This window comes from Streptomyces hygroscopicus subsp. hygroscopicus, assembly GCF_030269125.1.
Classification (GTDB): domain Bacteria; phylum Actinomycetota; class Actinomycetes; order Streptomycetales; family Streptomycetaceae; genus Streptomyces; species Streptomyces hygroscopicus_C.
Genome location: NZ_BSSM01000021.1, coordinates 66,643 through 93,115 on the forward strand (window position 1 = coordinate 66,643; position 26,473 = coordinate 93,115).

Annotated in this window: 24 protein-coding genes; 13 read left to right on the forward strand and 11 right to left on the reverse strand. The window is 72.0% G+C overall.

Going from position 1 to position 26,473, the window contains the following annotated elements:
* Positions 1-7: 7 nt before the first annotated feature.
* The gene (gad, locus tag QSK45_RS33715; RefSeq protein WP_285562710.1) at positions 8-1,414 is read right to left on the reverse strand and encodes a glutamate decarboxylase; all 1,407 of its coding nucleotides are present in this window, start codon (positions 1,412-1,414) and stop codon (positions 8-10) included.
* Between the two features lie 179 nt (positions 1,415-1,593).
* On the opposite strand from gad, the gene QSK45_RS33720 reads away from it, so the two are divergent.
* Positions 1,594-2,355 (forward strand): MerR family transcriptional regulator, encoded by a 762-nt coding sequence (locus QSK45_RS33720; RefSeq protein ID WP_285562711.1) that lies wholly within the window; start codon positions 1,594-1,596, stop codon positions 2,353-2,355.
* Between the two features lie 66 nt (positions 2,356-2,421).
* On the opposite strand, the gene QSK45_RS33725 is transcribed toward QSK45_RS33720, so the two are convergent.
* Positions 2,422-2,787 carry a YbjQ family protein gene (locus QSK45_RS33725; RefSeq protein ID WP_285562712.1) on the reverse strand — a complete coding sequence of 122 codons (366 nt, stop codon included), beginning with the start codon at positions 2,785-2,787 and terminating at the stop codon, positions 2,422-2,424.
* A 133-nt stretch (positions 2,788-2,920) separates the two neighbouring features.
* On the opposite strand from QSK45_RS33725, the gene QSK45_RS33730 reads away from it, so the two are divergent.
* On the forward strand, positions 2,921-4,081 hold the full coding sequence (locus tag QSK45_RS33730; RefSeq protein ID WP_285562713.1) for a DedA family protein: 1,161 nt from the start codon (positions 2,921-2,923) through the stop codon (positions 4,079-4,081).
* Positions 4,082-4,086: 5 nt separating this feature from the next.
* Here the strand turns inward: QSK45_RS33730 and QSK45_RS33735 are convergent, their stop codons facing one another.
* Entirely contained in the window at positions 4,087-5,742 is a 1,656-nt protein-coding gene (locus QSK45_RS33735; RefSeq protein WP_285562714.1) for a threonine/serine exporter family protein, read from the reverse strand.
* A 114-nt stretch (positions 5,743-5,856) separates the two neighbouring features.
* Positions 5,857-6,348: an inorganic diphosphatase gene (locus tag QSK45_RS33740; RefSeq protein WP_285562715.1), complete on the reverse strand. Its 492-nt coding sequence runs from the start codon at positions 6,346-6,348 to the stop codon at positions 5,857-5,859.
* Between the two features lie 124 nt (positions 6,349-6,472).
* Between QSK45_RS33740 and dacB the strand changes: the two genes are divergently transcribed.
* The 6 genes from dacB (at position 6,473) to folE (ending at position 14,135) form a co-directional block, all read left to right on the forward strand.
* Positions 6,473-8,029 (forward strand): D-alanyl-D-alanine carboxypeptidase/D-alanyl-D-alanine endopeptidase, encoded by a 1,557-nt coding sequence (gene dacB, locus QSK45_RS33745; RefSeq protein WP_285562716.1) that lies wholly within the window; start codon positions 6,473-6,475, stop codon positions 8,027-8,029.
* Positions 8,030-8,103: 74 nt separating this feature from the next.
* Entirely contained in the window at positions 8,104-9,237 is a 1,134-nt protein-coding gene (locus tag QSK45_RS33750; RefSeq protein ID WP_285562717.1) for a zinc-dependent metalloprotease, read from the forward strand.
* Positions 9,238-9,428: 191 nt separating this feature from the next.
* The gene (tilS, locus tag QSK45_RS33755; protein ID WP_285562718.1) at positions 9,429-10,496 is read left to right on the forward strand and encodes a tRNA lysidine(34) synthetase TilS; all 1,068 of its coding nucleotides are present in this window, start codon (positions 9,429-9,431) and stop codon (positions 10,494-10,496) included.
* 89 nt (positions 10,497-10,585) lie between these two features.
* Positions 10,586-11,146, forward strand: a complete 561-nt coding sequence (gene hpt, locus QSK45_RS33760) for a hypoxanthine phosphoribosyltransferase (RefSeq protein WP_037660361.1) — start codon at positions 10,586-10,588, stop codon at positions 11,144-11,146.
* Positions 11,147-11,365: 219 nt separating this feature from the next.
* On the forward strand, positions 11,366-13,405 hold the full coding sequence (gene ftsH / locus QSK45_RS33765) for an ATP-dependent zinc metalloprotease FtsH (RefSeq protein ID WP_285562772.1): 2,040 nt from the start codon (positions 11,366-11,368) through the stop codon (positions 13,403-13,405).
* Between the two features lie 124 nt (positions 13,406-13,529).
* A complete protein-coding gene (folE, locus tag QSK45_RS33770) occupies positions 13,530-14,135 on the forward strand; it encodes a GTP cyclohydrolase I FolE (protein WP_285562719.1) in 606 nt (201 codons plus the stop codon).
* Positions 14,136-14,165: 30 nt separating this feature from the next.
* Here folE and QSK45_RS33775 read toward each other — a convergent pair whose 3' ends face one another.
* The 6 genes from QSK45_RS33775 to QSK45_RS33800 form a co-directional block, all read right to left on the reverse strand.
* On the reverse strand, positions 14,166-14,657 hold the full coding sequence (locus QSK45_RS33775) for a DUF3180 domain-containing protein (protein ID WP_285562720.1): 492 nt from the start codon (positions 14,655-14,657) through the stop codon (positions 14,166-14,168).
* Between the two features lie 80 nt (positions 14,658-14,737).
* Complete coding sequence (folK, locus tag QSK45_RS33780) at positions 14,738-15,349, reverse strand: 2-amino-4-hydroxy-6-hydroxymethyldihydropteridine diphosphokinase (RefSeq protein ID WP_285562721.1); 612 nt, start codon at positions 15,347-15,349, stop codon at positions 14,738-14,740.
* Positions 15,346-15,705: a dihydroneopterin aldolase gene (gene folB / locus QSK45_RS33785; protein WP_285562722.1), complete on the reverse strand. Its 360-nt coding sequence runs from the start codon at positions 15,703-15,705 to the stop codon at positions 15,346-15,348. Before folB ends, folK begins: the two co-directional genes overlap by 4 nt.
* 258 nt (positions 15,706-15,963) lie before the next feature.
* Positions 15,964-16,500, reverse strand: a complete 537-nt coding sequence (locus tag QSK45_RS33790; protein ID WP_285562723.1) for a nuclear transport factor 2 family protein — start codon at positions 16,498-16,500, stop codon at positions 15,964-15,966.
* Positions 16,497-17,375 (reverse strand): dihydropteroate synthase, encoded by an 879-nt coding sequence (gene folP, locus QSK45_RS33795; RefSeq protein ID WP_285562724.1) that lies wholly within the window; start codon positions 17,373-17,375, stop codon positions 16,497-16,499. Before folP ends, QSK45_RS33790 begins: the two co-directional genes overlap by 4 nt.
* 68 nt (positions 17,376-17,443) lie before the next feature.
* Positions 17,444-19,258 carry a phosphatidylglycerol lysyltransferase domain-containing protein gene (locus tag QSK45_RS33800; RefSeq protein ID WP_285562725.1) on the reverse strand — a complete coding sequence of 605 codons (1,815 nt, stop codon included), beginning with the start codon at positions 19,256-19,258 and terminating at the stop codon, positions 17,444-17,446.
* Between the two features lie 225 nt (positions 19,259-19,483).
* Between QSK45_RS33800 and QSK45_RS33805 the strand changes: the two genes are divergently transcribed.
* From QSK45_RS33805 to QSK45_RS33815, 3 genes are all read left to right on the forward strand, one after another.
* A complete protein-coding gene (locus QSK45_RS33805) occupies positions 19,484-20,602 on the forward strand; it encodes an alpha/beta hydrolase (RefSeq protein WP_285562726.1) in 1,119 nt (372 codons plus the stop codon).
* Between the two features lie 96 nt (positions 20,603-20,698).
* A complete protein-coding gene (locus tag QSK45_RS33810) occupies positions 20,699-22,051 on the forward strand; it encodes a hypothetical protein (RefSeq protein ID WP_285562727.1) in 1,353 nt (450 codons plus the stop codon).
* Between the two features lie 83 nt (positions 22,052-22,134).
* Positions 22,135-23,286, forward strand: a complete 1,152-nt coding sequence (locus QSK45_RS33815) for an NADH-quinone oxidoreductase subunit D (protein ID WP_285562728.1) — start codon at positions 22,135-22,137, stop codon at positions 23,284-23,286.
* A gap of 27 nt (positions 23,287-23,313) precedes the next feature.
* Here QSK45_RS33815 and QSK45_RS33820 read toward each other — a convergent pair whose 3' ends face one another.
* Complete coding sequence (locus QSK45_RS33820; RefSeq protein WP_285562729.1) at positions 23,314-24,354, reverse strand: SAM-dependent methyltransferase; 1,041 nt, start codon at positions 24,352-24,354, stop codon at positions 23,314-23,316.
* Between the two features lie 118 nt (positions 24,355-24,472).
* Here QSK45_RS33820 and QSK45_RS33825 point away from each other — a divergent pair, with 118 nt between their 5' ends.
* The gene (locus tag QSK45_RS33825) at positions 24,473-25,678 is read left to right on the forward strand and encodes a sensor histidine kinase (RefSeq protein ID WP_285562730.1); all 1,206 of its coding nucleotides are present in this window, start codon (positions 24,473-24,475) and stop codon (positions 25,676-25,678) included.
* 28 nt (positions 25,679-25,706) lie between these two features.
* Complete coding sequence (locus tag QSK45_RS33830) at positions 25,707-26,384, forward strand: response regulator (protein ID WP_285562731.1); 678 nt, start codon at positions 25,707-25,709, stop codon at positions 26,382-26,384.
* Positions 26,385-26,473 lie beyond the last annotated feature (89 nt).

Sequence of the window (26,473 nt, forward strand, 5' to 3'; positions counted from 1 at the left end):
CTCCGGCCTAGTGGTGGAAGCTCGTCGCCGCCGACTTGTCCCGGGTCAGCGGATGCGGCTGGCGGCGCAGTTCCGGCAGGAGGCGGCTCAGGTCGTCCAGGAAGAGGTCGGCCAGGTCGTGGGAGAAGCCGTTGCGGGCGACGACGCGGAGGACGGAGAGGTCCTCGCGGTGGGCGGGGAAGGTGTAGGCGGGGACCAGCCAGCCGCTCTCCCGCAGGCGGCGGGAGACGTCGAAGACGTCGTACGAGGTGACGGCGTCCGCCGTGGTGAAGGCGAAGACGGGGAGTTCGTCGCCGCGGGTGAGGAGGCGGAAGTCGCCGAGGCCCTCGATGCGGTCGGCGAGGGAGCGGGCCACATCGCGGGTCGACTGCTGCACCGCCCGGTAGCCCTCGCGGCCGAGGCGCAGGAAGTTGTAGTACTGCGCGACGACCTGCGCGCCGGGGCGGGAGAAGTTGAGGGCGAAGGTCGGCATGTCGCCGCCCAGGTAGTTGACCCGGAAGACCAGCTCCTCGGGCAGCGCCTCCGCGTCCCGCCACAGGGCCCAGCCGACACCGGGGTACACCAGCCCGTACTTGTGCCCCGAGGTGTTGATGGAGGCCACCCGTGGCAGCCGGAAGTCCCAGACCAGGTCCTCGTCCAGGAAGGGCGCCACCATCGCGCCGGACGCGCCGTCCACATGCACCGGGATGTCGAGCCCGGTGCGCTCCTGGAGGGCGTCCAGGGCGGCGCACAGGTCGGCGATCGGCTCGTAGGACCCGTCGAAGGTGGAGCCGAGGATGCCGACGACGCCGATGGTGTTCTCGTCGCACAGCTCGGCCGCCGCCTGCGGGTCCAGGTGGAAGCGGTCGCCCTCCATGGGCACCTGGCGGGCCTCCACCTCCCAGAAGTTGCAGAACTTCTCCCAGCACACCTGGACGTTGATCCCCATCACCAGGTTGGGCCGGGCGCCCGGGTACCGGTCGGCGTTGCGCTGCGCCCAGCGCCGCTTGAGCGCCATCCCGGCCAGCATGCACGCCTCGCTCGACCCCGTGGTCGAGCAGCCCACCGCGGCCGCCGGGTCCGGCGCGTTCCACAGATCCGCGAGCATCGCCACGCAGCGCCGCTCCAGTTCGGCGGTGCGCGGATACTCGTCCTTGTCGATCATGTTCTTGTCCCGGCATTCCCCCATCAGCACGCCGGCCTGCGGCTCCATCCAGGTGCTGACGAACGTGGCCAGGTTCAGCCGGGAGTTGCCGTCCAGCATCAGCTCGTCGTGCACCAGCTGGTACGCGGTCGTCGGCGGCATCGGGGCGTCCGGGAGCCGGTGCGTGGGCGGGGCCTCGGTCATACCGCCGACCGGGTTCGCCTCCCCGAAGAAGGGGTTGACGGACAACGCCCGCTCCTGGTGCTTCTGCGGACCTTTGTGCAGGGCCATGGCTGCCTCCTCGCCCGCCACCTTATGCAAGGCCGCACCACCCCGACATCCGGAACGCCCCGGACGCCTACCCTGATCCACCCGTCCCCGCACCAGGGGCACCCCGGACTTGCACCTCACGCCACGTGAGGCCGCAGGCTGACTCTCGCAACGACGAACGAGCGGAAGGAGGCGGACGGTTGAGCCACTCCGTGGGACAGGTCGCCGGGTTCGCCGGCGTCACGGTGCGCACCCTGCACCACTACGACGAGATCGGCCTGCTGGTGCCGGGCGGGCGCACCCACGCGGGGCACCGCCGCTACACCGACGCCGACCTCGACCGGCTCCAGCGGATCCTCTTCTACCGGGAGCTCGGCTTTCCGCTCGACGAGGTCGCCGTCCTGCTCGACGACCCGGACGCGGACCCGCGTGCGCACCTGCGCCGTCGGCACGCGCTGCTGACGGCCCGGATCGAGAAGCTGAGCCGGATGGCCGAGGCCGTGGAACACGCCATGGAGGCACGCAGGATGGGCATCGATCTGACACCCGAGGAACGGTTCGAGGTGTTCGGGGACAAGGACCCCGAGCAGTACGCGGAGGAGGCGGAGGCCCGCTGGGGCGACACCCCGCAGTGGGCCGAGTCACGGCGCCGCGCCGCCGGCTACGGCAAGGAGGACTGGAAGCGACTGCGGGCCGAGGCGGACGACTGGAGCGAGCGCTACGCCCGCCTGGTGGCCGCCGGTGAGCCCGCGGCGGGGGAGGCCGCCAGGGCCATGGCCGAGGAACACCGGCGGCACATCAGCCGGTGGTTCTACGAGTGCCCGTACGAGATGCACCGGTGCCTCGCCGGGACGTACGTCTCCGACGAGCGCTTCAAGGCGTTCTACGACGCGGCGCACCCCGGTCTCGCCGAACACCTGCACGACGCGATCTTGGCCAACGCCGACCGTCGCACCTCCTGAGGGACGCCGGGGCCGGGACGGGCCGGCTCAGGTCGTCCGACGGCCCCGGCCCGTTCCGGCGCCGGGTCAGTCCCGGGACAACCCCACCGCCGTGCCGTAGGCGCACACCTCGGTGCCCACGTCCGCCGCTTCCGTGACGTCGAACCGGAACGCGAGCACCCCGTCGGCGCCCCGCGCGCGTGCCTGCTCCACCAGGCGCTCCATGGCCTGGTTGCGGGTCTGCACCAGCGTCTTGGTGAGTCCTCTGAGCTCGCCGCCGATCATGGACTTCAGTCCGGCGCCGATCTGACTGCCCAGGTGCCGGGAGCGCACGGTGAGCCCGAAGACCTCGCCGATCACCCGCTCCACCCGGTGGCCCGGCACGTCGTTCGTGGTCACGACCAGCACGTCCGACCGGGGGCCCTGCCCGCCGCCGAAGTCGTCGAGTCCCATGGATCACCGCTTTCTCCCCGTCGCCCCGGGGACCACCGGGGAACCCAGGGCGGCCATGTCACGTTGATAGCTTTGTGCGGCCCTACTCGGTCACCGTAGCCGCCCCTTCTCCCCCCTTCAGGAGCCCGGACCCGTGATGACTCTCGCCCTCGGCCCGAGCTGGCTCGATCCCAACTATCTGCTCGACACGTACAGCGTCTGGGGTCTGCTGCTCATAGTCTTCGCCGAGTCCGGCCTGCTCATCGGCTTCTTCCTGCCCGGCGACTCGCTGCTGTTCACCTGCGGTCTGCTGATCACCTCGCACCAGCTGGACTTCCCGCTGTGGGGCGCGATCGCCCTGATCTGCGTCGCCGCGATCCTCGGTGACCAGGCGGGCTACATGTTCGGCAAGAAGGTCGGCCCCTCCCTGTTCAACCGGCCCGACTCGCGCCTGTTCAAACAGGAGAACGTCGCCAAGGCGCACGAGTTCTTCGAGAAGTACGGCCCCAAGTCGCTGATCCTGGCCCGCTTCGTGCCGGTGGTGCGCACCTTCACCCCGATCATCGCGGGCGTGAGCGGCATGCGTTACCGCTCCTTCCTGATCTTCAACGTCATCGGCGGCAGCCTGTGGGGCGCGGGAGTCACCCTGCTCGGCTCCTGGCTCGGCAACATCGACTTCGTCAAGAAGAACATCGAGGCGATCCTCATCCTGATCGTCCTCGTCTCGGTGGTCCCGCTGGCGATCGAGTACCTGAGGGCCCGCAGCAAGAGCAAGAAGGCCCCCAAGGAGCAGCCCGGCCCCGCCGAGGCGCCCCAGTACCGGCAGCAGCAGCCGCTCATGGACGACGCCACGACCCGGCTGCGCCGCATCGAGCCGGACGACCGGTACGGGCAGTCGCACGGCGGACAGCCGCAGCACGGCGACCAAGGGCAGGCGTACGGCGACCAGGGGCAGGCGTACGGCGACCAGGGCTTCGGCGGCCGGGAGCACGGCCACCAGGGCTTCGGCGGCCACGAGCACGGCAACCAGGGCTACGACAACCGGTACCAGCAGCCTCAGCAGCAGCCGCAGTACCAGCAGCCTCAGCAGCAGCCTCAGTACCAGCAGCCCCAGCCGCAGCACCAGCAGCCCCAGCCGCAGCACCAGCAGCCCCAGCAGCACCCTCAGTACCAGCAGCCTCAGTACCAGCAGCCCCCGCAGCAGGACTGGAACCAGCAGCCGTACCACGACCGGCGGCGTCCGCAGCAGTCGTACCCCGACCAGCCGCAGCAGCCGGAGCAGGGCCCGTACCCGTACGACCACCGCGACCGGTAAGCCGCTCAGAATCCCCTGGTCCGCTTCGCCGCCCGGCGCTTCCCGGGGGAGCCGACCCGCAGGAACAGCCGGAAGACCTCCGATCCCAGGTTGACCCCGATCGCGATCGCCATGGCCAGCGACGCCGCGTTGGCCAGCGACACCAGACCCTTGTCCACCTGGTTCTGGGCCATGTTCAGGAGCCCGAAGTACGTGGCGGAACCGGGCAGCAGCGGACCGATCGCAGCCGTCGTGTAGGGCAGCGCGGAGGCGAAGCGGTAGCGGGACAGCAACTGCCCGAAGAGCCCGACCAGGCCGGCCGCCACCGCAGTGGAGGCCACCGGCGAGATGTCGGCGACATAGCGCATCGCGCCGTACACGCTCCAGGCGACGCCTCCGTTGAGGGTCACCCAGAGCACGGTGGACCGTTCCTGCTGGAGCAGCACCGCGAAGGTCAGCGACAGCAGCATGGAGGCCGCGATCTGGAGCAGGGGCCGGTGGGAGATGTGCAGCGCCGCCTCCGGGTTGAGCTTGCCGCCCACCTTCACCCCGAAGTACAGGACGAGCAGCACGCCGGTGACGATGCCGACGAAGAAGTACAGGACCTCCAGGAGGCGGGCCGAGGCGGTGATGTAGAAGCCCGTCAGGCCGTCCTGGACGCCCGCCACCAGCGCCCGTCCGGGCAGCAGCGCGAACAGTCCACCGGTGATCACGGCGGACGCCCTCACGTCCACATGGGCCAGCGCGAACGCCACGCCGATCGCCGCGGGCGGCATCGCGGCCACCGTGAACTGGTAGAACTCCGGCAGCCCGCGCCCCGCGCACAGCCAGGCCAGCCGGTCGCCGAGCATCGCGCCGATCGCCGCCGCGAAGAACACGATCAGATCGCCGCCCACGAGGATCGAGGCGGCGCCCGCGAGCAGCCCGCTGGCCAGGGTGAGCGCCCAGCCCGGGTAGGGGTGCCGGTTGCGGCGGATCTCCGCGAGGCGCCGGTACGCCTCCTCCAGGGAGACATGGGTCTCGGGGTCCGTCAGGTCGTCCACCAGGCGGAAGACGGCCGCCAGGCGGGTGTAGTCGGTGCCCCGGCGGCGCACCGTCCGCGACGCCGTCACCGGGTCCTCGACCAGGGACGGCTGGTGCGAGATGGACAGCAGGGTGAAGGTGACGTTGGGTTCGCAGCGGTCCAGGCCGTACGACCGGCACACCGCGAACATCGCGGCCTCCACGTCCTCGGCGCCCTCGCCGCCCGCCAGCAGCAGCTCGCCGATACGCAGCGTCAGGTCCAGCACCCGGGGGATGGCCGGGCCGCTCTCCTCCTCGTGCTGCACCGGCTCGGGCGCGGGCCGCTCGGCCACCGGCATGCGCAGCATGGTGCGCATCCGGTCCTGCCACGGCGCGTCCTTGACCAGGCTGACCAGCGGCACCCCGGTGGCCGGCGTGAACGCGGCCACCCCGCTCTGCGGGCCGTACGCGCTCGGCGTGCTGAACGCCGACCCCTCCGGCTCCCCGGCCGGCGGCTGCGGCGTGAGCAGCCCCTGCGGCACCTGGAACTCGGAGGTCGTCTCCGGCTCGCCCCCGGTCTTCGGGACCTCGAGCCCCTTGGGGATGGCGAACTCCGACGTGATCTCCGGGTCGTACCGCGCCTCGTCCGACCGGGGCTTGCGGTCGTCCGCCTCCGTCACCTCGCACCGTCCCTGAACGACACCTTCCGCTGGCCTCAGTATGCGCATGCGCCGCGGGCGGGCATGCAAACGGGCCGCACACGAAAGCGTGCGGCCCGTTCGGGGGACGGAGGGTCAGTGACCGCCCTGCTCCTTGAAGCGCTTGTAGGACCGCTCGATCTCCTGCTCGGCGTCCGCACGGCCCACCCAGTTGGCGCCCTCGACGGACTTGCCGGGCTCCAGGTCCTTGTAGACCTCGAAGAAGTGCTGGATCTCCAGGCGGTCGAACTCCGACACGTGGTGGATGTCGCGCAGGTGCTCCACCCGCGGGTCGGTGGAGGGCACGCACAGCAGCTTGTCGTCGCCGCCGGCCTCGTCCGTCATGCGGAACATGCCGATCGCGCGGCAGCGGATCAGGCAGCCCGGGAAGGTCGGCTCGTCCAGGATGACCAGCGCGTCCAGCGGGTCGCCGTCCTCGCCGAGGGTGTTCTCGACGAAGCCGTAGTCGGTCGGGTAGGCGGTCGAGGTGAAGAGGCGACGGTCCAGGCGGATCCGACCGGTCTCGTGGTCCACCTCGTACTTGTTGCGCGAACCCTTCGGGATCTCGATCGTGACGTCGAACTCCACCGGTGGCTCCTTCATGATCAGCACATAGTTCTGGTGGTTAAGTGTCCCTCACGCAGGTGTGTGATCGCGAAAGGGGCTGGTGGTCGTGCCAGAGCTCGGGCCTTGGCGAGCCGCGGGACCGCGGGTGAGGCGGATCGCGAGCGCCGTGCGACCGCGACTCGCGCGTGCCGTGAGAACGGCGAAACCGCAGGTCATGCGTCTGATGTCCACGGTACGACCGCTGCTCGCCGACCTCCCCCGTCCGCGTACTCCCAGCACCTTGCAGTACACCGCGGGCGCCGCCACCGCCGGCCTGGTGCTCGCGGCCGGCGTGGTGACCCTGGCCGGGCCGTGGGACGCCACCGGTCAGCGTACGGCCGAGCGGGACCGGGCGACCGCCCTGGAGCACGCACGTGGCGCAGATCACGGTCCGGGTCCGGCGGCGGGCGGGCCGCGACCCGCGCCGAGCGCGCCGGCGGTCCTGGCGGGACTGGGGGCCGCGACCGGCCCCGCGGACACCAGGCAGGCGCCGGCGAGCGGCGGTACGGCCCTGGCGGACGTCCTGGGGCCCCTCCTGGACGCGCCGGCGCTCGGCGAGGGGCACACGGCCGTGGTGGTCGACGCGGCCACGGGCAGGCGGCTGTACGGCGTCGACCCCGACAAGGGGCTCACGCCCGCCTCCACGACCAAGCTCGCGACCGCGGTCGCCGCCCTGGACGCGCTCGGTCCCGACCACCGCTTCGCCACCCGCGCCGCGCTCCGGGGCGGTACCCGTGAACTCGTCCTGGTCGGCGGCGGCGACCCCACGCTCACGGCGCACGCCGAGGCCGGCGGCTGGGCGAGCCTGCGGACGCTGGCCACGAGGACGGCGCAGGCGCTGCGGGCGCGCGGCATCCACGAGATCACCCTGTCGTACGACGCGACGCTCTACGCCGGCCCCGCGCTGCACCCCATCGGCGCCAACGACAACCTGGCACCGGTCAGCGCCCTGACCACGGACGAGGGGCGCACCGACGACTCCACCAGCGGGCCCGCGCCCCGGGTCGCCGATCCCGCCGAGGACACGGCGCGGAAGTTCGCGGGCTTCCTGAAGGGCGCCGGCATCGGCACGACCGCGCCCGCTCCGGCCAGGGCGACCGGCCGCGCCGAGACCCTCGCGACCGTCTCCTCGCCGCCGCTGTCCGCGCTGGTCGAACGCATGCTGACCAACAGCGACAACGACATCGCCGAGGCCCTCGCCCGGCAGACCGCCCTCGCGAGCGGGCGGCCCGCCAGCTTCGACGGCGGTGCCAGGGCGATCGCCGCGCGGCTCGGGAAGCTGGGCCTGCCGCTGGCCGGCACGTCCTTCCACGACGGCAGCGGCCTCGACCGCGCCGACCGCCTCACCGCCGACCTCCTCACCGCCATCCTGATCAAGGCCGGCACCCCCGGCCACCCCGGGCTCCGCCCGGTCCTCACCGGCCTCCCCATCGCCCACTTCACCGGCACCCTGGCCACCCGCTACGCCGACGGCGCGGCCGGCCTGGTGCACGCCAAGACCGGCACCCTGACCGGCGTCAACACCCTGGCGGGGACGGTGGTGGACCGGGACGGCCGCCTGCTGGCCTTCGCCTTCCTGGCCTCGGAGACGACGGACCCGATGGCCGCGCAGTCGGCGTTGGACAAGGCGGCGACGGCACTGGCGGCGTGCGGCTGCGGCTGACGGCGTCCGGCTCCCCCCACCGGACCCGATGCCACGGCCTGCCCCAAGCGGTGCCGCTCACGTACCGTTGACGCATGACAGGCTTCGGAGGCACCGCATCCCCCGGGATGGTCGACTGGAACCTCGCGGTGGCGACCGCGACACGGCTCGTACGGCCCGGCCCCGACGTCACCCGTGACGAGGCCCGGTCCGTCGTCGCGGAGCTGCGCCGGCACGCGAAGGCCTCGGAGGAGCACGTCCGCGGCTTCACCCGGCTGGCGACCGAGCAGAGCCACGACACCCCCGTCCTGGTCGTCGACCGCCCCGGCTGGGCCCGCGCCAACGTCGCCGGGTTCCGGGAGATCCTCAAACCGCTCCTGGACAAGATGCAGGAGCGCCGCGGCGCCACCCCCGGCGGTGCCGTCCTCGGCGCCGTCGGCGGCAAGGTCACCGGCGTGGAGCTGGGCATGCTGCTGTCGTTCCTCTCCTCCCGCGTCCTCGGCCAGTACGAGACCTTCGCCCCCTCCACCCGCGACCTTCCGGCCGGGAAGAACGGCGGCGGCCGCCTCCTCCTCGTCGCGCCCAACATCGTCCACGTGGAGCGCGAACTCGACGTCGAACCGCACGACTTCCGCCTGTGGGTGTGCCTGCACGAGGAGACCCACCGCACGCAGTTCACGGCCGTGCCCTGGCTGCGTGACCACCTGGAGGGCGAAATCCAGTCGTTCCTCGCGGAGACGGACGTCGACCCCATGACCTTCCTGGAGCGCGTGCGGGACGCCGCCCAGTCGCTCGCCGGGGGCCGCCCCGAGGCCGAGGAGGACGACGGCGGCCGCTCCTTCGTGGATCTGGTGCAGACCCCCGCCCAGCGCGAGATCCTCGGCCGCCTCACCGCCGTGATGTCCCTGCTGGAGGGCCACGCCGACTACGTGATGGACGGCGTCGGGCCCAGTGTCGTGCCGTCCGTGGCCGAGATCCGGGAGAAGTTCCAGCAGCGCCGGGCCAAGGGCGCCTCCCGGCTCGACCAGGCGCTGCGCAAACTGCTCGGCCTGGATGCCAAACTCAGGCAGTACCGGGACGGCGAACGGTTCGTACGGGCCGTCGTCGACCAGGTCGGCGTCGACGGCTTCAACCGCGTGTGGACCTCGCCCAACACCCTGCCCACCAAGGCGGAGATCGCCAAACCGGCGGACTGGGTCGCGCGGGTGCACCGCACGGCGGAGTCGTGAAACGCACGCCCCGGTCGTGAATCGAATCCGGCCGACGGCAGTCGAACGCCCCTCCAATCACCCGTCCGAGGGACCGTGAGCCATGCGTAGGCGTGCAATGCTCGGGGAACGGCCCGCTTCTGTCACCATCTACACACTCTGAGTGACCGAATCGGGCTCACCCCCCGGAAACTTCATGAAGGGAACCGGACATGGGTCCCCATCCTGCGGTCGCGGCGATACGCCTGGCGGTCCGCCGCGTCCTCCACGACATCCTGAACACCCTCCCGGCCGCCGGTGAGCGCCCGGACCGGCCGACCGAGCGGCTCCCCTCCCCGCTCGGGTCCACCCTCGTGTCCGCCCCCGCGAGCCCCCTGGTGCTCGTCGCGTGCTCCGGCGGCGCCGACTCCATGGCCCTCGCCTCCGCCCTCGCCTTCGAAGCCCCCCGGCTCTGCCTGCGCGCCGGCGGCGTCACCGTCGACCACGGACTCCAGCCCGGCTCGGACCTGCGCGCCGACGAGGTCGCCCTGCGGATGCGCGGCCTCGGCCTCGACCCCGTGGAGTCCGTCTCCGTCGACGTCGGCCGCGACGGCGGCCCCGAGGCCGCCGCCCGCGACGCCCGCTACGCCGCCCTGGACGCCGCGCTCGAACGCCACGGCGCCGCCGCGATCCTGCTCGGACACACCCGCGACGACCAGGCCGAGACCGTCCTGCTGGGCCTCGCCCGCGGCTCCGGCATCCGCTCCCTGTCCGGAATGGCCGCGGTCTCGGGGGCCGGCGGCCGTTACCGGCGCCCCTTCCTCCACCTCGACCGGCAGACCGCCCGCAAGGCATGCATGGTCCAGTCCCTGCCCGTCTGGGACGATCCTCACAACACCGACCCCGCGTACACCCGCTCCCGGCTGCGCCACGAGGGCCTGCCCGCCCTGGAGAAGGCCCTCGGAAAGGGCGTCGTCGAGGCGCTCGCCCGCACCGCCCAGCTGTCCCGCGACGACGCCGACGCCCTCGACTCCTGGGCCAGCCAGGCCGAGGCCTCCGTGCGCGACGCCGCGGGCCTGCTGGAGTGCGCCAAGCTCTACGCCCTGCCGCCCGCCGTGCGCCGCCGGATCCTGCGCCGGGCCGCCATCGCGGCCGGCGCTCCCGCCGGTTCCCTGTTCGCCCGCCACATCGAGGAAGTCGACCGCCTGATCACCGGCTGGCGAGGCCAGGGGGCCATCAATCTCCCGGGCCGGGTCGTCGCCCAGCGGCAGGGTGGCAGACTGGTGATTCGGCAAGGCTGAATCCCGACGGCCCGGAGCGAGTCTCCTCCGGCCGCCCGGGGCGGCCGGAGGCCGTGATTGCGGCCGTAAGTGCGGGACGACCGAAAGTGATGCGGGTGGACGCGAAAGACATGGGTGCCGACCTCGAGAAGGTGCTCATCACCAAGGAAGAGATCGACGCCAAGCTGGCCGAGCTGGCGGCGAAGATCGACGCGGAGTACGCGGGCAAGGACCTGCTGATCGTCGGTGTCCTCAAGGGCGCGGTGATGGTCATGGCCGACCTCGCACGGGCGCTGTCCACCCCGGTCACCATGGACTGGATGGCCGTGTCCTCGTACGGCGCGGGCACCCAGTCCTCCGGCGTCGTGCGCATCCTCAAGGACCTCGACACGGACATCAAGGGCCGGGACGTCCTGATCGTCGAGGACATCATCGACTCCGGTCTGACCCTGTCCTGGCTGATCAACAACCTCGGCTCGCGCGAGCCCGCCTCCCTCAAGGTGTGCACGCTGCTGCGCAAGCCGGACGCCGCCAAGGTCGCCATCGACGTGGAGTGGGTCGGCTTCGACATCCCGAACGAGTTCGTCGTCGGTTACGGGCTGGACTACGCCGAGAAGTACCGCAACCTGCCGTTCGTCGGTACGCTCGCGCCGCACGTCTACGGCGGCTGAAACCGAACCGGGCACGCGGGCCGAGCCAGTCGGCCCAAGCCCGGTGAGGCGATCGGGAACCCCGGCGGGTCCCGTGCCGTTGAAGCATGCAGAGACGGGTTTCCCAGCCGTCCGATCGGCTTCACGCGGCTTCGGGCGCCAAGGCTGGGGTACCGTCGGAAGAACTGTCTTATCAAACTCACTATGGCAGGAGGGACGGGGCGGCACCGCTCCGTATGGATGGACGTGAAGCGATACTTCCGTGGGCCGGTCATGTGGATCGTGCTGGCCGTCCTTGCCGTGGTCGTGTTGATGCAGGTCGTCGGCTCGTCCGGCGGCTACAAGTCGGTGGACACCGGCCAGGTCGTCGCGGCGATCAATGACAACAGGGTCCAGTCGGCCAAGCTGACCACCGGCGACGAGCAGACCGTCAAGGTCACGCTCAAGGACGGTCAGAAGGTCCAAGGCAGCTCCAAGATCCAGGCGAGCTACATCGGCGACCAGGGTGTGCAGCTCGCCAACAACCTGCAGAGCAAGTACCAGGAGAAGCAGATCCCGGACGGCTACACCGTGTCGCCGTCCAAGCAGAACCCGTTCGTCGGCGTCCTGCTCTCCCTCCTGCCCTTCGTCCTGATCGTCGTCGTCTTCCTGTTCCTGATGAACCAGATGCAGGGCGGCGGCTCCCGGGTGATGAACTTCGGGAAGTCCAAGGCCAAGCTCATCACCAAGGACACCCCGAAGACGACCTTCTCCGACGTCGCCGGCTGCGACGAGGCCGTCGAGGAGCTCCACGAGATCAAGGAGTTCCTCCAGGAGCCGGCCAAGTTCCAGGCCGTCGGCGCCAAGATCCCCAAGGGTGTGCTGCTCTACGGCCGCCCGGGTACCGGTAAGACCCTGCTCGCGCGCGCCGTCGCCGGCGAGGCGGGCGTCCCCTTCTACTCGATCTCCGGTTCCGACTTCGTCGAGATGTTCGTCGGTGTCGGTGCCTCCCGCGTCCGTGACCTGTTCGAGCAGGCCAAGGCGAACGCCCCGGCGATCGTCTTCGTCGACGAGATCGACGCGGTCGGCCGCCACCGCGGCGCCGGCCTCGGCGGTGGTCACGACGAGCGTGAGCAGACCCTCAACCAGCTGCTGGTCGAGATGGACGGCTTCGACGTCAAGGGCGGCGTGATCCTGATCGCCGCGACCAACCGGCCCGACATCCTGGACCCGGCGCTGCTGCGCCCCGGCCGCTTCGACCGCCAGATCGCCGTCGACCCGCCGGACCTCCAGGGCCGCCTGGAGATCCTCAAGGTCCACCAGAAGGGCAAGCCGGTCGCGCCCGACGTCGACCTGGCCGCGGTCGCCCGCCGTACTCCCGGCATGACCGGCGCCGACCTGGCCAACGTGCTCAACGAGGCGGCGCTGCTCACCGCCCGCAGCGACCAGAAGCTGATCGACAACAAGGCGCTGGACGAGGCGATCGACCGCGTGGTCGCGGGCCCGCAGAAGCGGACCCGGATCATGTCGGACAAGGAGAAGAAGATCACCGCGTACCACGAGGGCGGTCACGCCCTGGTCGCGGCGGCCTCGCCGAACTCCGACCCGGTCCACAAGATCACCATCCTGTCCCGCGGCCGCGCCCTCGGCTACACGATGGTCCTGCCGGACGAGGACAAGTACTCGACCACGCGCAACGAGATGCTCGACCAGCTCGCCTACATGCTGGGCGGCCGCGCGGCCGAGGAACTGGTCTTCCACGACCCGACCACGGGTGCCGCCAACGACATCGAGAAGGCCACCAACCTGGCCCGCGCGATGGTCACCCAGTACGGCATGACCGAGCGGCTCGGCGCCATCAAGTTCGGCGGCGACAACAGCGAGCCCTTCCTCGGCCGTGAGATGGCGCACCAGCGCGACTACTCGGAAGAGGTCGCCGCGCTGGTGGACGAAGAGGTCAAGAAGCTCATCGAGACCGCGCACAACGAGGCCTGGGAGATCCTGGTCGAGAACCGCGACGTGCTCGACCAACTGGTGCTCCAGCTGCTGGAGAAGGAGACGCTCGGCAAGGAGGAGATCGCCGAGATCTTCGCCCCGATCGTCAAGCGCCCGCCGCGGCCCGCCTGGACCGGCTCCTCGCGCCGCACCCCGTCCACCCGCCCGCCGGTGCTCTCCCCCAAGGAGCTGGCGCTGACCAACGGTGCGAACGGCACGACGGCCGCGATCAGCACGGTCAAGTCCACCGCCGCCGAGTCCGCCCCCGTGACGGACCCGACCCCGGAAGAGCGCCCGGAGAGCTGACCGCCCGGCGGCCGCTTTCCGGCCACCGAGGCCCGGAATGAACGCCGCGCCCCCCAGGTTCTAGCCTGGGGGGCGCGGCATTTTCCTTATGCACGCACGTGGGACGACAGGAACGAGGCACCAGATGACCGACCCGGTGACGCTGGACAGCGAGCGCCCCGTCGGCGAGTTCGACGAGAAGCGCGCCGAGAACGCCGTGCGCGAGCTGCTGATCGCCATCGGTGAGGATCCCGACCGCGAGGGGCTGCGCGAGACGCCGGCCCGGGTGGCGCGGGCCTACCAGGAGATCTTCGCCGGGCTGTGGCAGAAGCCCCAGGACGTGCTCACCACGACGTTCGACCTGGGCCACGACGAGATGGTCCTCGTCAAGGACATCGAGGTGTACTCGACCTGTGAGCACCATCTGGTGCCGTTCCGGGGCGTCGCCCACGTCGGCTACATCCCGTCGGTCTCCGGGAAGATCACCGGCCTGTCCAAGCTGGCCCGTCTGGTGGACGTCTACGCCCGCCGGCCCCAGGTGCAGGAGCGGCTCACCACACAGATCGCGGACTCCCTGATGGAGATCCTCGAGCCGCGGGGCGTCATCGTGGTGGTGGAGTGCGAGCACATGTGCATGTCGATGCGCGGCATCCGCAAGCCCGGCGCCAAGACCATAACGTCCGCGGTGCGCGGTCAGCTGCGGGACGCGGCGACCCGCAACGAGGCCATGAGCCTGATCATGGCGCGCTGAGCCGGCACGGGGCCCGGACGGGACCGGCGGTCAGGCCGCCGGTTCCGCGCCCTGGTGGTGGTCCTGGTCGTCGTCCTCGGGGAGCTTGCAGACGCGCTCCAGGAAGAGGGCGGCCGCTATCACGCCGATGCCCGCGAGGACGGAGAAACCGGCGTAGAAGGCCTGGTCGCGGCGCGGCGGCAGGTCGAGGAGCTCCAGCAGGAACACGCCCGTACCGCCGTACATCCCCGCGACGAGGGCGGCGACCAGGGCGCTGGCCTGGGCGAAGACGACCGCGCGGGCGGCCATCAGGGGGTCGACGCCCTTGGCACCCGGGCGCCGCTCGCGCTGCGCCTTGAAGCGGGCGCGCAGCGAGAGCGCCGTGGCGAGCAGGACCACGGCGATCAGGGCGAGCACGACGGGCGCGGCCAGGGGGACGCTCGGAAGGGTCCCGATCGAGTTCCAGAGGCGGGCGCCCGCCCAGGACAGGATGCCCGCCACGACGAACACGCCGGCCAGCACCCTGATGCGCAGCTCTCTCACGGTGTCCCTTCAGTTCCCCCGGACCGGGCCCCGGATGATGCCCGGATGTGCGACTGCCGGGTAGTCGTTGACCTTAACGACTACTCGGGCAGTCGGAGTTCCAGGTCGGCGCGCGGTTCGACGCCCTCGCGGGTGACGGCGGCGAGCAGTTCGGCCACGGCGCCGCGGCCGGGCAGCTGGGCCGCCGGGTCCACGTCGTGCCAGGGCGCGAGCACGAAGGCGCGCTCGTGGGCGCGCGGGTGGGGCAGGGTCAGCTGCGGGTCGTCGGAGACGACGTCGGCGTAGGCGACGATGTCCACGTCCAGGGTGCGCGGGCCCCAGCGCTCGTCGCGGACGCGGTTGAAGGCCTCCTCGATGGCGTGCCCGCGCTCCAGCAGGGAGGAGGGCGGCAGGGTGGTCTTCAGGGCCACGACCGCGTTGAAGTACGACGGCTGGCTGCCGGGCTCGACGCCCCAGGGCTCCGTCTCGTAGACCGGTGACACGGCCTTCACACGGACGCCGGGCGTGTCCTCCAGCGCGTCCACGGCGCCCTGGAGGGTCTCCAGGCGGTTGCCGAGGTTGGAACCGAGGGAGATCACGGCCCACTTGGGGTTCTGCAGGGTGGTGTCCGCCGCGTCCACCCGCTCGACGACCGAGGCGGGCACCGGCTGGACGGTCGGGTCACTGTGACCCTGGACGAAAGGTCGGGTCATACTCGGCTCCGGGTGATGGTGACGGTCACGTCGTCGAAGGGGACGGTGATCGGGGCGTCCGGCTTGTGCACGCAGACCTCGACCTCCTGGACCCCTTCGTGTTTCAGACAGGTCTGGGCGATCCGCTCGGCGAGCGTCTCGATGAGATTCACCGGCTCGCCCTCGACCACGGCCACGACCTCCTCGGCCACGATGCCGTAGTGGACGGTCTTCGACAGGTCGTCGTCGGCCGCGGCCGGCCGGATGTCCAGGCCCAGGACGAGGTCCACGAGGAAGGTCTGGCCCTCCTCGCGCTCCCTGGGGAACACGCCGTGGTGCCCGCGAGCCCTCAGGCCGCGCAGCGCGACACGATCCACGCGAATCACTCCTGCAATCGTCGGGAACGACCGGCCGTACCGCGTGCGAGCGACACACCGGTCGCACACGAATCTACCTGCGGGCACCGACAACACCGGGCCCCAGGGGCGTGGGCCCGGCCGGCGCCCGCAGGGTTCACCGGCCGTTTTCCCCGGTGAACCCGGCCGCGTCATGGGCTGGTAGCCGGTCATACCCGGGGGTAGGTGATTCCAACCACTTCTGGGAACCGCCGGGGCACCCGAGCTTCCCCCGCCCGCTCAGGCGAGGGGGCCCTCGTCGGGATCCAGGCCGTTCGTGCCCTCGTCGCCTTCGTCCTCGTCGTCCGTCTCCGCCAGCACCGGGGAGGCGTGGTGCGACCAGAGCTTCCAGCCCTCGGGTGTGCGCCGGAACACGTTGGTGGCGACGACGAGCTGGCCGACCAGCGGCCCGAGTTCGCCGCCCTCCGCCGGGGCGGGACCGCCGCTGAGGATGTTCTCGGTGCAGGTCACGAGCGCGGTGTCGCCGGTGACGGAGACATGGACGTCGGTGAGGAAGAACTGGATGTAGTCGGTGTTCGCCATGATCAGGGCGTACGACCTGAGGACCTCGCCGCGTCCGGTGAGCACCGGCCAGCCCGGGTGGACGCAGGAGATCACGCCGGTGTCGGCGGGGTCGTGGTACTCCTCGTCGACGCCCAGGTCGGCCGGGGTGAGCCAGAGGGCCGAGACCTCCTCGAAGTCGCCGCGTTCCAGCGCCTCGTAGAACGCGGTGTTGGCGGCCTCCACCTGTTCCACATCGGTGTGCGGGGCGCTCACCGGGCTCCGTCCGTCGTACGGGCCTCTTCCACGGCGCGCGCGACCCGCACGGCGTCCGCCGTGGCACGCACCTCGTGGACGCGTACGGCCCAGGCGCCGGCCTGCGCCGCGAGCGCGGAGACGGCGGCGGTGGCGGCGTCGCGCTCCCGGGCGGGCGGGGGCGCGCCCTCGGGGCCGGCGAGGACGCGCCCGAGGAACCGCTTGCGGGAGGCGGCCACCAGCAGGGGGCGGCCGAGGGCGTGCAGCCGGTCCAGGTGGGCGAGGAGGGCGAGGTCGTGCTCGGCCTCCTTGGAGAAGCCGAGGCCGGGGTCGATCACGATCCGGTCGGGCGCGATGCCGCCGGCCAGTACGGCGTCCACCCGGGCGCGCAGCTCGTCCACGACTTCCCCGACGACGTCCTCGTAGACGCCCTGGACGGCGGCGCCCTCCAGGAGGCCGCGCCAGTGCATGACGACGAAGGGGGCGCCGGCGTCGGCGACGACCGGGATCATCTCGGGGTCGACGAGGCCGCCGCTGACGTCGTTGACGAGGGCCGCGCCGGCCGCGAGGGACCGGGCCGCGACGGAGGCGCGCATGGTGTCGACGGAGACGACGACGCCCTCGGAGGCGAGGCCGCGCACGACGGGGATGACACGGCGCAGTTCCTCGGCCTCGTCCACCCGGGTGGCTCCCGGGCGGGTGGACTCGCCCCCCACGTCCACCAGGTCAGCGCCCTCGGCGACCAGGTCGAGGCCGTGCTTGACGGCCGCGGTGGTGTCGAACCAGCGGCCGCCGTCGGAGAAGGAATCGGGGGTGACGTTCACGACCCCCATGACCGCGCACCGGTCCCATGCCGGAAGGCCCGCCACTCGGCCGCGCCCGCTGTGGTTGTTCATACGTTCAGCGTAGGCCCCGGGCGGCGCCGCCACGGCCCGCGGGCCCGCGGCGCCGCCGGGAAGGGTGATCATGCCGCGCGGGCGTCCCGTTCGGTCACCGTGTGGGCGCACGCGCGTGCGGCGGCCGCGCGGCGGCGGCGCAGGAAGCGGGGGAGCGGCAGGGCCAGGGTGACGAAGCCCTCGGCCTGCATCGTGGCGAATCCGATGCGGGGCAGGTCGGTCGTGGCGCGGTAGACGATGAAGCGCGGCTCCCAGCGCGGCTGGAACTTGGCGTTGAACTTGTACAGCGACTCGATCTGGAACCAGCGCGAGAGGAACACCAGCAGTCCGCGCCAGGCGCGCAGCACCGGGCCCGCGCCGATCTTCTCGCCGCGCGCGAGGGCGGAGCGGAACATGGCGAAGTTCAGCGAGACGCGGCTGATGCCGAACCTGGGGGCGGCCTGGAGGGCGGCCACGATCAGCAGTTCGTTCATGCCGGGGTCGGCGCTGCGGTCGCGGCGCATCAGGTCCAGCGAGACACCGTCCTCGCCCCAGGGCACGAAGTGCAGGATCGCCTTCAGGTCGCCGTACTCGCCGGGCTCGTCGTCGGCCTTGTGCGCGGTGGCTATGAGACAGTCGCCGTCGGCCGGGTCGCCGATGCGGCCGAGCGCCATGGAGAAGCCGCGCTCGGTGTCGGTGCCGCGCCAGTCCTCCGCGGCCCGCCGGATGCGGTCGAGTTCCGTCTCGCCGAGGTCATGGATGCGCCGTACCCGGGTTTCGTAACCGGCCCGTTCGATGCGCTTGACCATTTGCCGGACGTTGCGCATGGCGCGTCCGGCGAGCGAGAAATCCGCAACGTCCACCACCGCCTCGTCGCCCAGTTCCAGGGCGTCCAGACCGGTCTCGCGGGTCCACACCTCGCCGCCCGTCTCGGAGCAGCCCACGACCGCGGGCGTCCAGGAGTGCGCCCTGGCCTCGTCCATGAAGCGCTCGATGGCGCCCGGCCAGGCCTCGACGTCGCCGATGGGGTCGCCACTGGCGAGCATCACGCCGGAGATGACGCGGTAGGTGACCGCGGCCTTGCCGCTGGGCGAGAAGACGACCGCCTTGTCGCGGCGCAGCGCGAAGTGGCCGAGGGAGTCGCGGCGGCCGTGCTTGGCCAGCAGCGCCCGCAGTTTCGCCTCGTCGTCCTCGGTGAGGTGGGCGGCCGGGTGCTCGGGGCGGAAGGCCAGGTAGATCGTGGTGACGGCGGTGAGCCAGCCGAGCGCGCCCAGCGAGAACGCCACGGTCCAGGAGGTGGCGCCCTGGTAGTCGACCGGGCCCTCGAAGCCGAACAGGCCGTAGACGACGTGGGTGAGCCGGTCCGCCAGGCTCGGGTCGCCGAGTGTGCGGTGCGGGTGGACGCTGACGATGATCATTCCGAGGACCAGCGAACCGGCGCTCATCAGCACGAAGTTGGCGAGTGCCCGCCAGCGGCTGCGCGGGTCCGGCAGGGCGGCGAACTCACGGCGGTGCCACACCAGCGGAACCAGCAGGACGACCGCGAACAGCACGCCGAGCAGGGAGTGCCGGTAGAGCAGTTGGGCCACCGCGCCGGCCGGCAGGAGCGCGACCGCGGCCCGCCACGCCCGGCGCTTGCGCCGCCTGAGCCCGTGCGCCAGCAGGAGCAGCAGCACGCCCGCGCTGAGCGAGAGCGCCGCCGCGAAGGGCCCGAAGGACCCGGGCAGCACCTCGGCGATGGCGTGCATGCGGCTGTGCCTGAACCGCGGGAAGACCCCGGCGGCAATGTCCAGGAGGCCGACGAGCGCGACCGCCCTGCCGACCAGGCCGGGGACGGCCTCGGGGCGCGGGCCGCGCAGTATGCGCCGCGCCCGGCTTGATCGGCCCGGAACCCCGCCCGACATTTCCCCATCTATCCTGACAGACATCGCATCCCGTAGTTCTGCGAGAGACCTTGAACCCGGGCCCGATCGGGCATCCGGTGACATTGCGCCCTCTAGGACGGTGTCTCGGGGAGAGAGGTTCACTCCCCACCGGAAAGTCGGGTCAAAGGCCGAGGAAAGTCCCGGGCGAACCCGCGCGACGAAGCGTGGTGAGCGACGGGCCGAGAGCGCAGGCAGGAACAGTCCATGGGTCTCACGAGCAACAAGGTCCTGATGCTGGCGGTGGTGTTCGCCGTGGTGCTGTTCGCGGGCACGGTGTGGCTGTGGCCGCGGCTCGCCCGGCGGAGCTGGCGGGCCGTCGGCGGGCGGGTCGGGCTGCTGCTCGCCACCCAGGTCGCCGTGTTCGTCTCGGTGGGGCTCGCCGCCAACCAGGCCTTCGGCTTCTACGCCACCTGGGCCGACCTGTTCGGGCAGGAGAACGGCGAGGGCGTGGTCGTCGACCACATAGCGGACGGCGCCGGCGATCCGGTCCGCGTGGTGTCCACCTCGCGGGTCGCCGGGGTGAGCAGCGGGGTGCCGCAGGTGGCCGGGCAGATCCAGAAGGTCGACATCCTGGGCCGTACGACGCGGATCGCCGCGCCGGCGTTCGTGTACCTGCCGCCGGAGTACTTCCAGGACCACAAGCGCAAGTTCCCGGTCTCGGTCGTGCTGACCGGCTACCCCGGCACCGCGCAGGCGCTGGTGGACAAGCTGCACTACCCGAGCACCGCCCAACAGCTCGCCAAGGGCGGCAAGATGCAGCCGATGATCCTGGTGATGCTGCGCCCGGCCGTGGCGCCGCCGCGGGACACCGAGTGCGTGGACGTGCCCGGCGGCCCGAGGACGGAGACGTTTTTCGCCAAGGACCTGCGTGACGCGGTGAAGGCTCGTTACCGCGTTGACGCCACGCCCGCGAGCTGGGGCATCATCGGCGACTCGACCGGCGGGTACTGCGCCCTGAAGATCGCCATGCACCACCCGAGGTCGTACGGAGCCGCCGTGGGCCTGTCGCCGTACTACAAGGCGCCGATCGACGCGACCACCGGGGACCTGTTCCACGGCGACAAGAACCTGCGCAATCGTGCCAACCTCTTCTGGGTGCTCAAGCACCAGTCGGCCCCGGAGACGTCACTACTGGTCACCAGCAGCAAAATCGGTGAGCACAACTACAAGGACACGCTTCGGTTCATCAAGAATGTGCAGGACACGAACGTGACCAGGATTTCTTCGATCATCCTTCCGAGTGGCGGGCACAACTTCAACACCTGGCGCCGTGAGATCCCGGCGGCGTTGCAGTGGCTCAGTGCCCGGTTGGTCTCCCACTGAGGACGCCGATCCTGACACCCTGTGAGGCGCGCGGTATGGCCGTGTTTTTACGGGGTGGGGGTCCATCATTCGCCTACGCGCGGTAAGTTTCTGGCCATGCCACGTGGACGCCACCGCCATTCCCCGCCTCTGCACCGGCTGTTGCCCCCCTCCGCGATCGCCGGCGTCTCCGTCGTGTGCGCGCTGGGTCCCTGGGTGTTCTCCGAGGCCGCGGTGCTGCGCGTGCTGGCCGGGGCCGCCGCGGCGACCGCGCTCGCCGGCGCGTTCGTGATGCGCCGCTGGGACATCCACGCGGGCAAACAGGTCGCCGACCTCGCCCGCGCGCGAGCCAGTGACGAGTGGCGCTTCGAGGAACGGGTCGCCGAGCTGGAGACCGACCTGGAGGAGTCGCGCGAGCTGCGCGTCAAGCTGGAGCAGCGGCTGCGCGCCAAGCGCGCCGAACTGGCCGGCCTGCGCAACGAGCACGCGGCCCTGCTGCGCCGGTACGCCACCGCGGAGACCGAGCGCGCCAGCGCCCTGGAGGGGCGCCGCCTGCTGGAGATCGAGTCCGGCGCGCCCGAGCTGCCGCCGGCCGCGACGCGCCCCTCGCCCCCGCTGCCGTCCCGGGCGGCCTCACCCGCGCTGCCGCCGGCACGGACCGCCGCCGAGGAGACGCCTCGGAAGGCGTACGACGTCTTCTCGGCCGAGGGCGCCAAGCTGTACGGGCAGGCGCTGCGGGCGCTCGCCGCCTTCGAGCGGGATTCGGCCGGGGCCGGCGCTGCCGCCGAGCCCGGGACGGCGGGGGAGAACGGCGCCGGTGCCAAAGGGGAAGGCGCCGAGGGTGACATAGCCGGGCGGAACGAGACGGGGACGCCGGAGGCCGGGGCCGCGCCGGAGGCCGAGCACGCGGCGGACGCCGAGGGCGCCTCGCGTGGCGGAGGCGTCGAGGCGGTCGAGGACGCACCCGACGGTGAAGGGGCGCAGGACCGGCCGCTGACGGCCGACGGACACGCGACGGCCGCCGAGCCCGCCTCGCCGGAGACCGCCGAGGCAATGGAGACCACCGTCGAGGCCGTGGAGACCGCCGAGGCCGCTGGGACCCCCGTGGTGTCCGAGGCCCCCGCGGCCTCCGGGACCCCCGTGGGCCAGCCCCGCGCCGGGCACTTCACGGTGCCGACCGCCGTGGCCGTCGTACCGGCCGCGCCCGCGCGGCGCCCGATGACCGCGGGTGGTTTCGACTTCTTCGGCACGCAGAAGGCGGCGCCGAAGGCCGCGCTGGACTCGGTGCAGAACGAGGACCTGGCCGATGTCGTCGGCCAGGAGGCGCTGGCCGTGCACAAGGCCGAGGCGGAGGCGGAGTTCAAGCCCGCCGACGCCACGGCGCACGGCGTCGGCCAGGTCATCGACCTGACGGCGCACGACGAGACCGAGGTGATCGACGTCCAGGGGCTGCGCAGCGCGGCCTCCTGACGCCGGCACGCCGCCCGCGGGCCCGGCCTCCCCACCGGGGGAGCCGGGCCTTTTCGCGCCCCGGCATGGGGGAAACTGGGGGCATGAGTCCTACGACGCAGACCACGGTCGGGATCGGTGGTGCCGCGGAAAGCACCGACATGGTGCTCAACATCGGGCCCCAGCATCCGTCGACGCACGGCGTGCTGCGGCTCAGGCTGGTGCTGGACGGGGAGCGCATCGTGCACGCCGAGCCGGTCATCGGCTATATGCACCGCGGCGCCGAGAAACTCTTCGAGGCGCGGGACTACCGGCAGATCATCATGCTGGCCAACCGCCACGACTGGCTGTCGGCGTTCTCGAACGAGCTGGGAGTGGTCCTCGCCGTGGAGCGGATGCTCGGCATGGAGGTGCCCGAGCGCGCGGTGTGGACGCGCACGCTGCTCGCCGAGCTGAACCGGGTGCTCAACCACCTGATGTTCCTCGGTTCCTACCCGCTGGAACTGGGCGGGATCACGCCGGTGTTCTACGCGTTCCGCGAGCGCGAGGTGCTGCAGAACGTGATGGAGGAGGTCTCCGGCGGGCGCATGCACTACATGTTCAACCGCGTCGGCGGCCTCAAGGAGGACCTGCCGGCCGGGTGGACGGGCCGTGCGCGGGCCGCCGTCGCCGCCGTGCGCTCGCGCATGGGCGTCTTCGACGACCTGGTGCTCGGCAACGAGATCTTCCGGGGGCGCACGCGCGGGGTCGGCGCGCTCGCGCCCGAGGCGGTGCACGCGTACGGCGTGAGCGGGCCCATCGCGCGCGGCTCGGGCGTCGACTTCGACCTGCGCCGCGACGAGCCGTATCTGGCCTACGGCGAGCTCCAGGACACGCTGAGGGTCGTCACACGGAGCGAGGGCGACTGCCTCGCGCGCTTCGAGGTGCTCCTGGAGCAGACGCACAACGCGCTGGACCTCGCGGACGCCTGCCTGGACCGGCTCGCCGAGCTGGCGCCCGGACCGGTCAACCAGCGCCTGCCGAAGGTGCTGAAGGCGCCCGAGGGCCACACCTACGCCTGGACCGAGAACCCGCTCGGCATCAACGGCTACTACCTGGTCAGCAAGGGCGAGAAGACCCCGTACCGGCTCAAGCTGCGCTCGGCGTCGTACAACAACATCCAGGCGCTCACCGAGCTGCTGCCCGGGACGCTGGTGGCGGACATGGTGGCGATCCTGGGCTCGATGTTCTTCGTGGTCGGCGACATCGACAAGTAGGCCGCGGCCCCGGCGGGCGGGCCCGGCTCAGGCCGGGGTGCCCGCGTTTGCCAGCGGGTCGGCGATGCCGCTCGGCCGGAGCAGCCAGCCGAAGTCGCCGAGGCCGCCGGGAGCGGTGAGTTCGGCGGCCTCCCCGGCGCCCGCGAGGGCGCGCACATAGGCGGCGGGGTCGGTGGAGGCGAGCGCGAGCGGGGGGCGTGCGCCGGTGATGCCGAGGGCGTGGAGGGCGGCGCGCTGGGTGATGAGGCGCGCCGGGGCCGGGCCTGCCGCCGCGCAGGCGTCCAGGGCGACATGGGCCGTGATGTCGCAGGTCCCGTCCGGTACGGGGGTCGTCTCGCGGCCCGCGCGGAAGCCCGTGAGGGTGCCGAACGAGGGGCGCGTGCCGACGGTGTGGGCGTAGTCCACGGCCACCGCGAGCCCGCGCACCACCCGGCGCGCTGCCGTCGCCCACGCCCGGTCCCGGGGCAGCCCGATCTCCGCCCGCAGCCCCTCCGCCCGCAGCGGCCACCAGCGCGCCAGCCAGTCCGCGTCCGCGCCGGTCACCGGATCGCCGAGCCGCTCGGTCCCGTCGTCGCCGACGAGCACGTACCGGGGCACGCCGGAGGAGTCCGCCTCGGCCACGTCCACGGGCACGTTGTCCAGCCACTCGTTGGCGAACAGCACCCCGGTGACCGCCTCCGGGGGCTCGCCGCGCCAGATGACGCGCGTGTCCAGGTCCGCGGGGCGGTCTGCGATCTCGACGGCGTACGGCCGCACGCGCGCCGCCACCTCGTCCGGCAGGGCGCCGAGCACACCGGTGACCAGCTCGCCCCGCCCGGCCGCCATGTCCACGAAGTCCAGGCTCCCGGGCCGCCCCAGCGCCGCGTCGACCCGGCACAGCAGCTCCGCCACGGCCCGCGCGAACAGCGGCGAGGCGTGCACGGACGTACGGAAGTGCCCGGCGGGCCCCTCGGGGCGCCGGTAGAAGCCGCGGGGGCCGTACAGGGCCTCCTCGGCCACCGCCCGCCAGCCCCGCGGACCCGCGCCCCGTGGTGTGTCCGGCCCCTGCCGCCGCCTCTCCCGCGTCACCGCACCAGACTAGGCGCACAGATGATCAACTCCTCCACCTTGGGGAGTACGTCCGGCGGGCCCGGATCGGTCCTCCGGTTGACCCGGGCGGGCATTCCGTTTCCCTACTCTGGGTTACGTGCAGCGCCTCTACGACTTCCTCCGCCGTCACCCGACCGGGGTCGACACCTTCTGGGCCGTCGTCCTGTTCGGGCTGTCGGTCATCAGCGAGGTCAACCTGCACGGGAAACCCGCGCACAAGGGGCCGATCGGCGCGGGGATCGCCGTCTCCGCCGTCCTGTGCGCCGTCGTCGCGCTGCGCCGCCGGTTCCCGGAGCAGATGCTGCTGCTCGCGCTCGCCACCGGCCTGTCCCAGCTGGTGCTGGACGTCCAGACGACCGTCGCCGACTTCGCCCTCCTGGCGATCGCCTACACGGTCGCCACGGTGGGCGCGCGCTGGGCCTCCCGGCTCGCCCTCGTCGCCAGTTTCTGCGCCGCGACCATGGCGCAGCTGCGCTGGCCGGCGGAGCACGCCAGCTTCCTCGGGAAGATCGCCATCGTGGTCTTCCAGACGGTGCCGTTCACGCTGGCCTGGGTGCTCGGCGACTCCATGCGCACCCGGCGCGCCTACTTCGCCCAGCTGGAGGAGCGCGCGGCCCGCCTGGAGAAGGAGCGCGAGGCCCAGTCGAAGGTCGCGGTCGCCGCCGAGCGCGCCCGGATCGCCCGGGAACTGCACGACGTCGTCGCGCACAACGTGTCCGTGATGGTCGTCCAGGCCGACGGCGCCGCCTACGTCCTGGACGCCGCCCCCGACCAGGCCAGGAAGGCCCTGGAGACGATCTCCTCGACCGGCCGGCAGGCCCTCGCCGAGATGCGCCGCCTGCTGGGCGTGCTGCGCACCGGGGAGCACCAGGAGGGCGGGGAGTACGTCCCGCAGCCCGACGTCGAGCAGATCGACGAACTGATCGAGCAGTGCCGCGCCTCGGGCCTGCCCGTCGACTTCAAGGTGGAGGGCACCCCGCGCCCGCTGCCCAGCGGGGTCGAGCTGACCGCGTACCGCATCGTGCAGGAGGCGCTCACCAACACCCGCAAGCACGGCGGTCCGAACGCGGGGGCGAGCGTCCGCCTGGTCTACTTCGACGACGGGCTCGGCCTGCTCGTGGAGGACGACGGCAAGGGCGCCCCCCAGGAGCTGTACGAGGAGGGCGGTGCCGACGGCCGGGGGCACGGCCTGATCGGCATGCGCGAGCGCGTCGGCATGGTCGGCGGCACCCTGGACGCCGGCCCGCGTCCCGGCGGAGGCTTCCGCATCAGCGTCCTGCTGCCGCTCAAACCGGCGCACTGAGTTACCGACCGATGGAAGAAGGACCCCGATGACGATCCGCGTGATGCTCGTCGACGACCAGGTGCTGCTGCGCACCGGGTTCGGGATGGTGCTCGCCGCCCAGCCCGACATGGAGGTCGTCGCCGAGGCGGGTGACGGTGTCGAGGCCCTGGAGGCGCTGCGCTCGACCGCGGTCGACGTCGTCCTGATGGACGTCCGCATGCCCAAGCTCGACGGTGTGGAGACCACCCGGCGGATCTGCGCGCAGCCCGATCCGCCCAAGGTGCTGATCCTGACCACGTTCGACCTGGACGAGTACGCCTTCTCCGGGCTGAAGGCGGGCGCCTCCGGATTCATGCTCAAGGACGTGCCGCCGGGCGAGCTGCTGGCCGCCATCCGCGCCGTGCACAGCGGTGACGCGGTGGTGGCGCCCTCCACCACGCGGCGCCTGCTGGACCGGTTCGCGCCGATGCTGCCCTCGGGCGGCCAGGAGCCCCGGCACAAGGAGCTGGAACGGCTCACCGAGCGGGAGCGCGAGGTGATGGTGCTGGTCGCGCAGGGGCTGTCCAACGGCGAGATCGCGGCGCGGCTCGTGCTGTCCGAGGCGACCGTGAAGACCCATGTGGGCCGCATCCTGACCAAGCTGGGGCTGCGGGACCGGGTGCAGGTGGTGGTGCTGGCCTACGAGACCGGGCTGGTGCGGGCGGGCGGCCGCGGCCTGGGATGACGCGCGGGGCCGGCCGCCGCGGCCCGGGGTGACGGCCCGGGTGGTGTCCTTCGGGAGACGAACCCACCGGCGCTCGGCGGCGTCACCGC

Coding starts and splice junctions, on each gene's coding strand:
- gad (WP_285562710.1), bottom strand. CDS start 1,414: ATGGCCCTGCACAAAGGTCCGCAGAAGCACCAGGAGCGGGCGTTGTCC.
- QSK45_RS33810 (WP_285562727.1), top strand. CDS start 20,699: ATGCCACGTGGACGCCACCGCCATTCCCCGCCTCTGCACCGGCTGTTG.
- QSK45_RS33800 (WP_285562725.1), bottom strand. CDS start 19,258: ATGTCGGGCGGGGTTCCGGGCCGATCAAGCCGGGCGCGGCGCATACTG.
- QSK45_RS33725 (WP_285562712.1), bottom strand. CDS start 2,787: ATGGGACTCGACGACTTCGGCGGCGGGCAGGGCCCCCGGTCGGACGTG.
- QSK45_RS33815 (WP_285562728.1), top strand. CDS start 22,135: ATGAGTCCTACGACGCAGACCACGGTCGGGATCGGTGGTGCCGCGGAA.
- folE (WP_285562719.1), top strand. CDS start 13,530: ATGACCGACCCGGTGACGCTGGACAGCGAGCGCCCCGTCGGCGAGTTC.
- QSK45_RS33750 (WP_285562717.1), top strand. CDS start 8,104: ATGACAGGCTTCGGAGGCACCGCATCCCCCGGGATGGTCGACTGGAAC.
- QSK45_RS33830 (WP_285562731.1), top strand. CDS start 25,707: ATGACGATCCGCGTGATGCTCGTCGACGACCAGGTGCTGCTGCGCACC.
- ftsH (WP_285562772.1), top strand. CDS start 11,366: ATGGACGTGAAGCGATACTTCCGTGGGCCGGTCATGTGGATCGTGCTG.
- tilS (WP_285562718.1), top strand. CDS start 9,429: ATGGGTCCCCATCCTGCGGTCGCGGCGATACGCCTGGCGGTCCGCCGC.
- QSK45_RS33805 (WP_285562726.1), top strand. CDS start 19,484: ATGGGTCTCACGAGCAACAAGGTCCTGATGCTGGCGGTGGTGTTCGCC.
- hpt (WP_037660361.1), top strand. CDS start 10,586: ATGCGGGTGGACGCGAAAGACATGGGTGCCGACCTCGAGAAGGTGCTC.
- folP (WP_285562724.1), bottom strand. CDS start 17,375: ATGAACAACCACAGCGGGCGCGGCCGAGTGGCGGGCCTTCCGGCATGG.
- folK (WP_285562721.1), bottom strand. CDS start 15,349: ATGACCCGACCTTTCGTCCAGGGTCACAGTGACCCGACCGTCCAGCCG.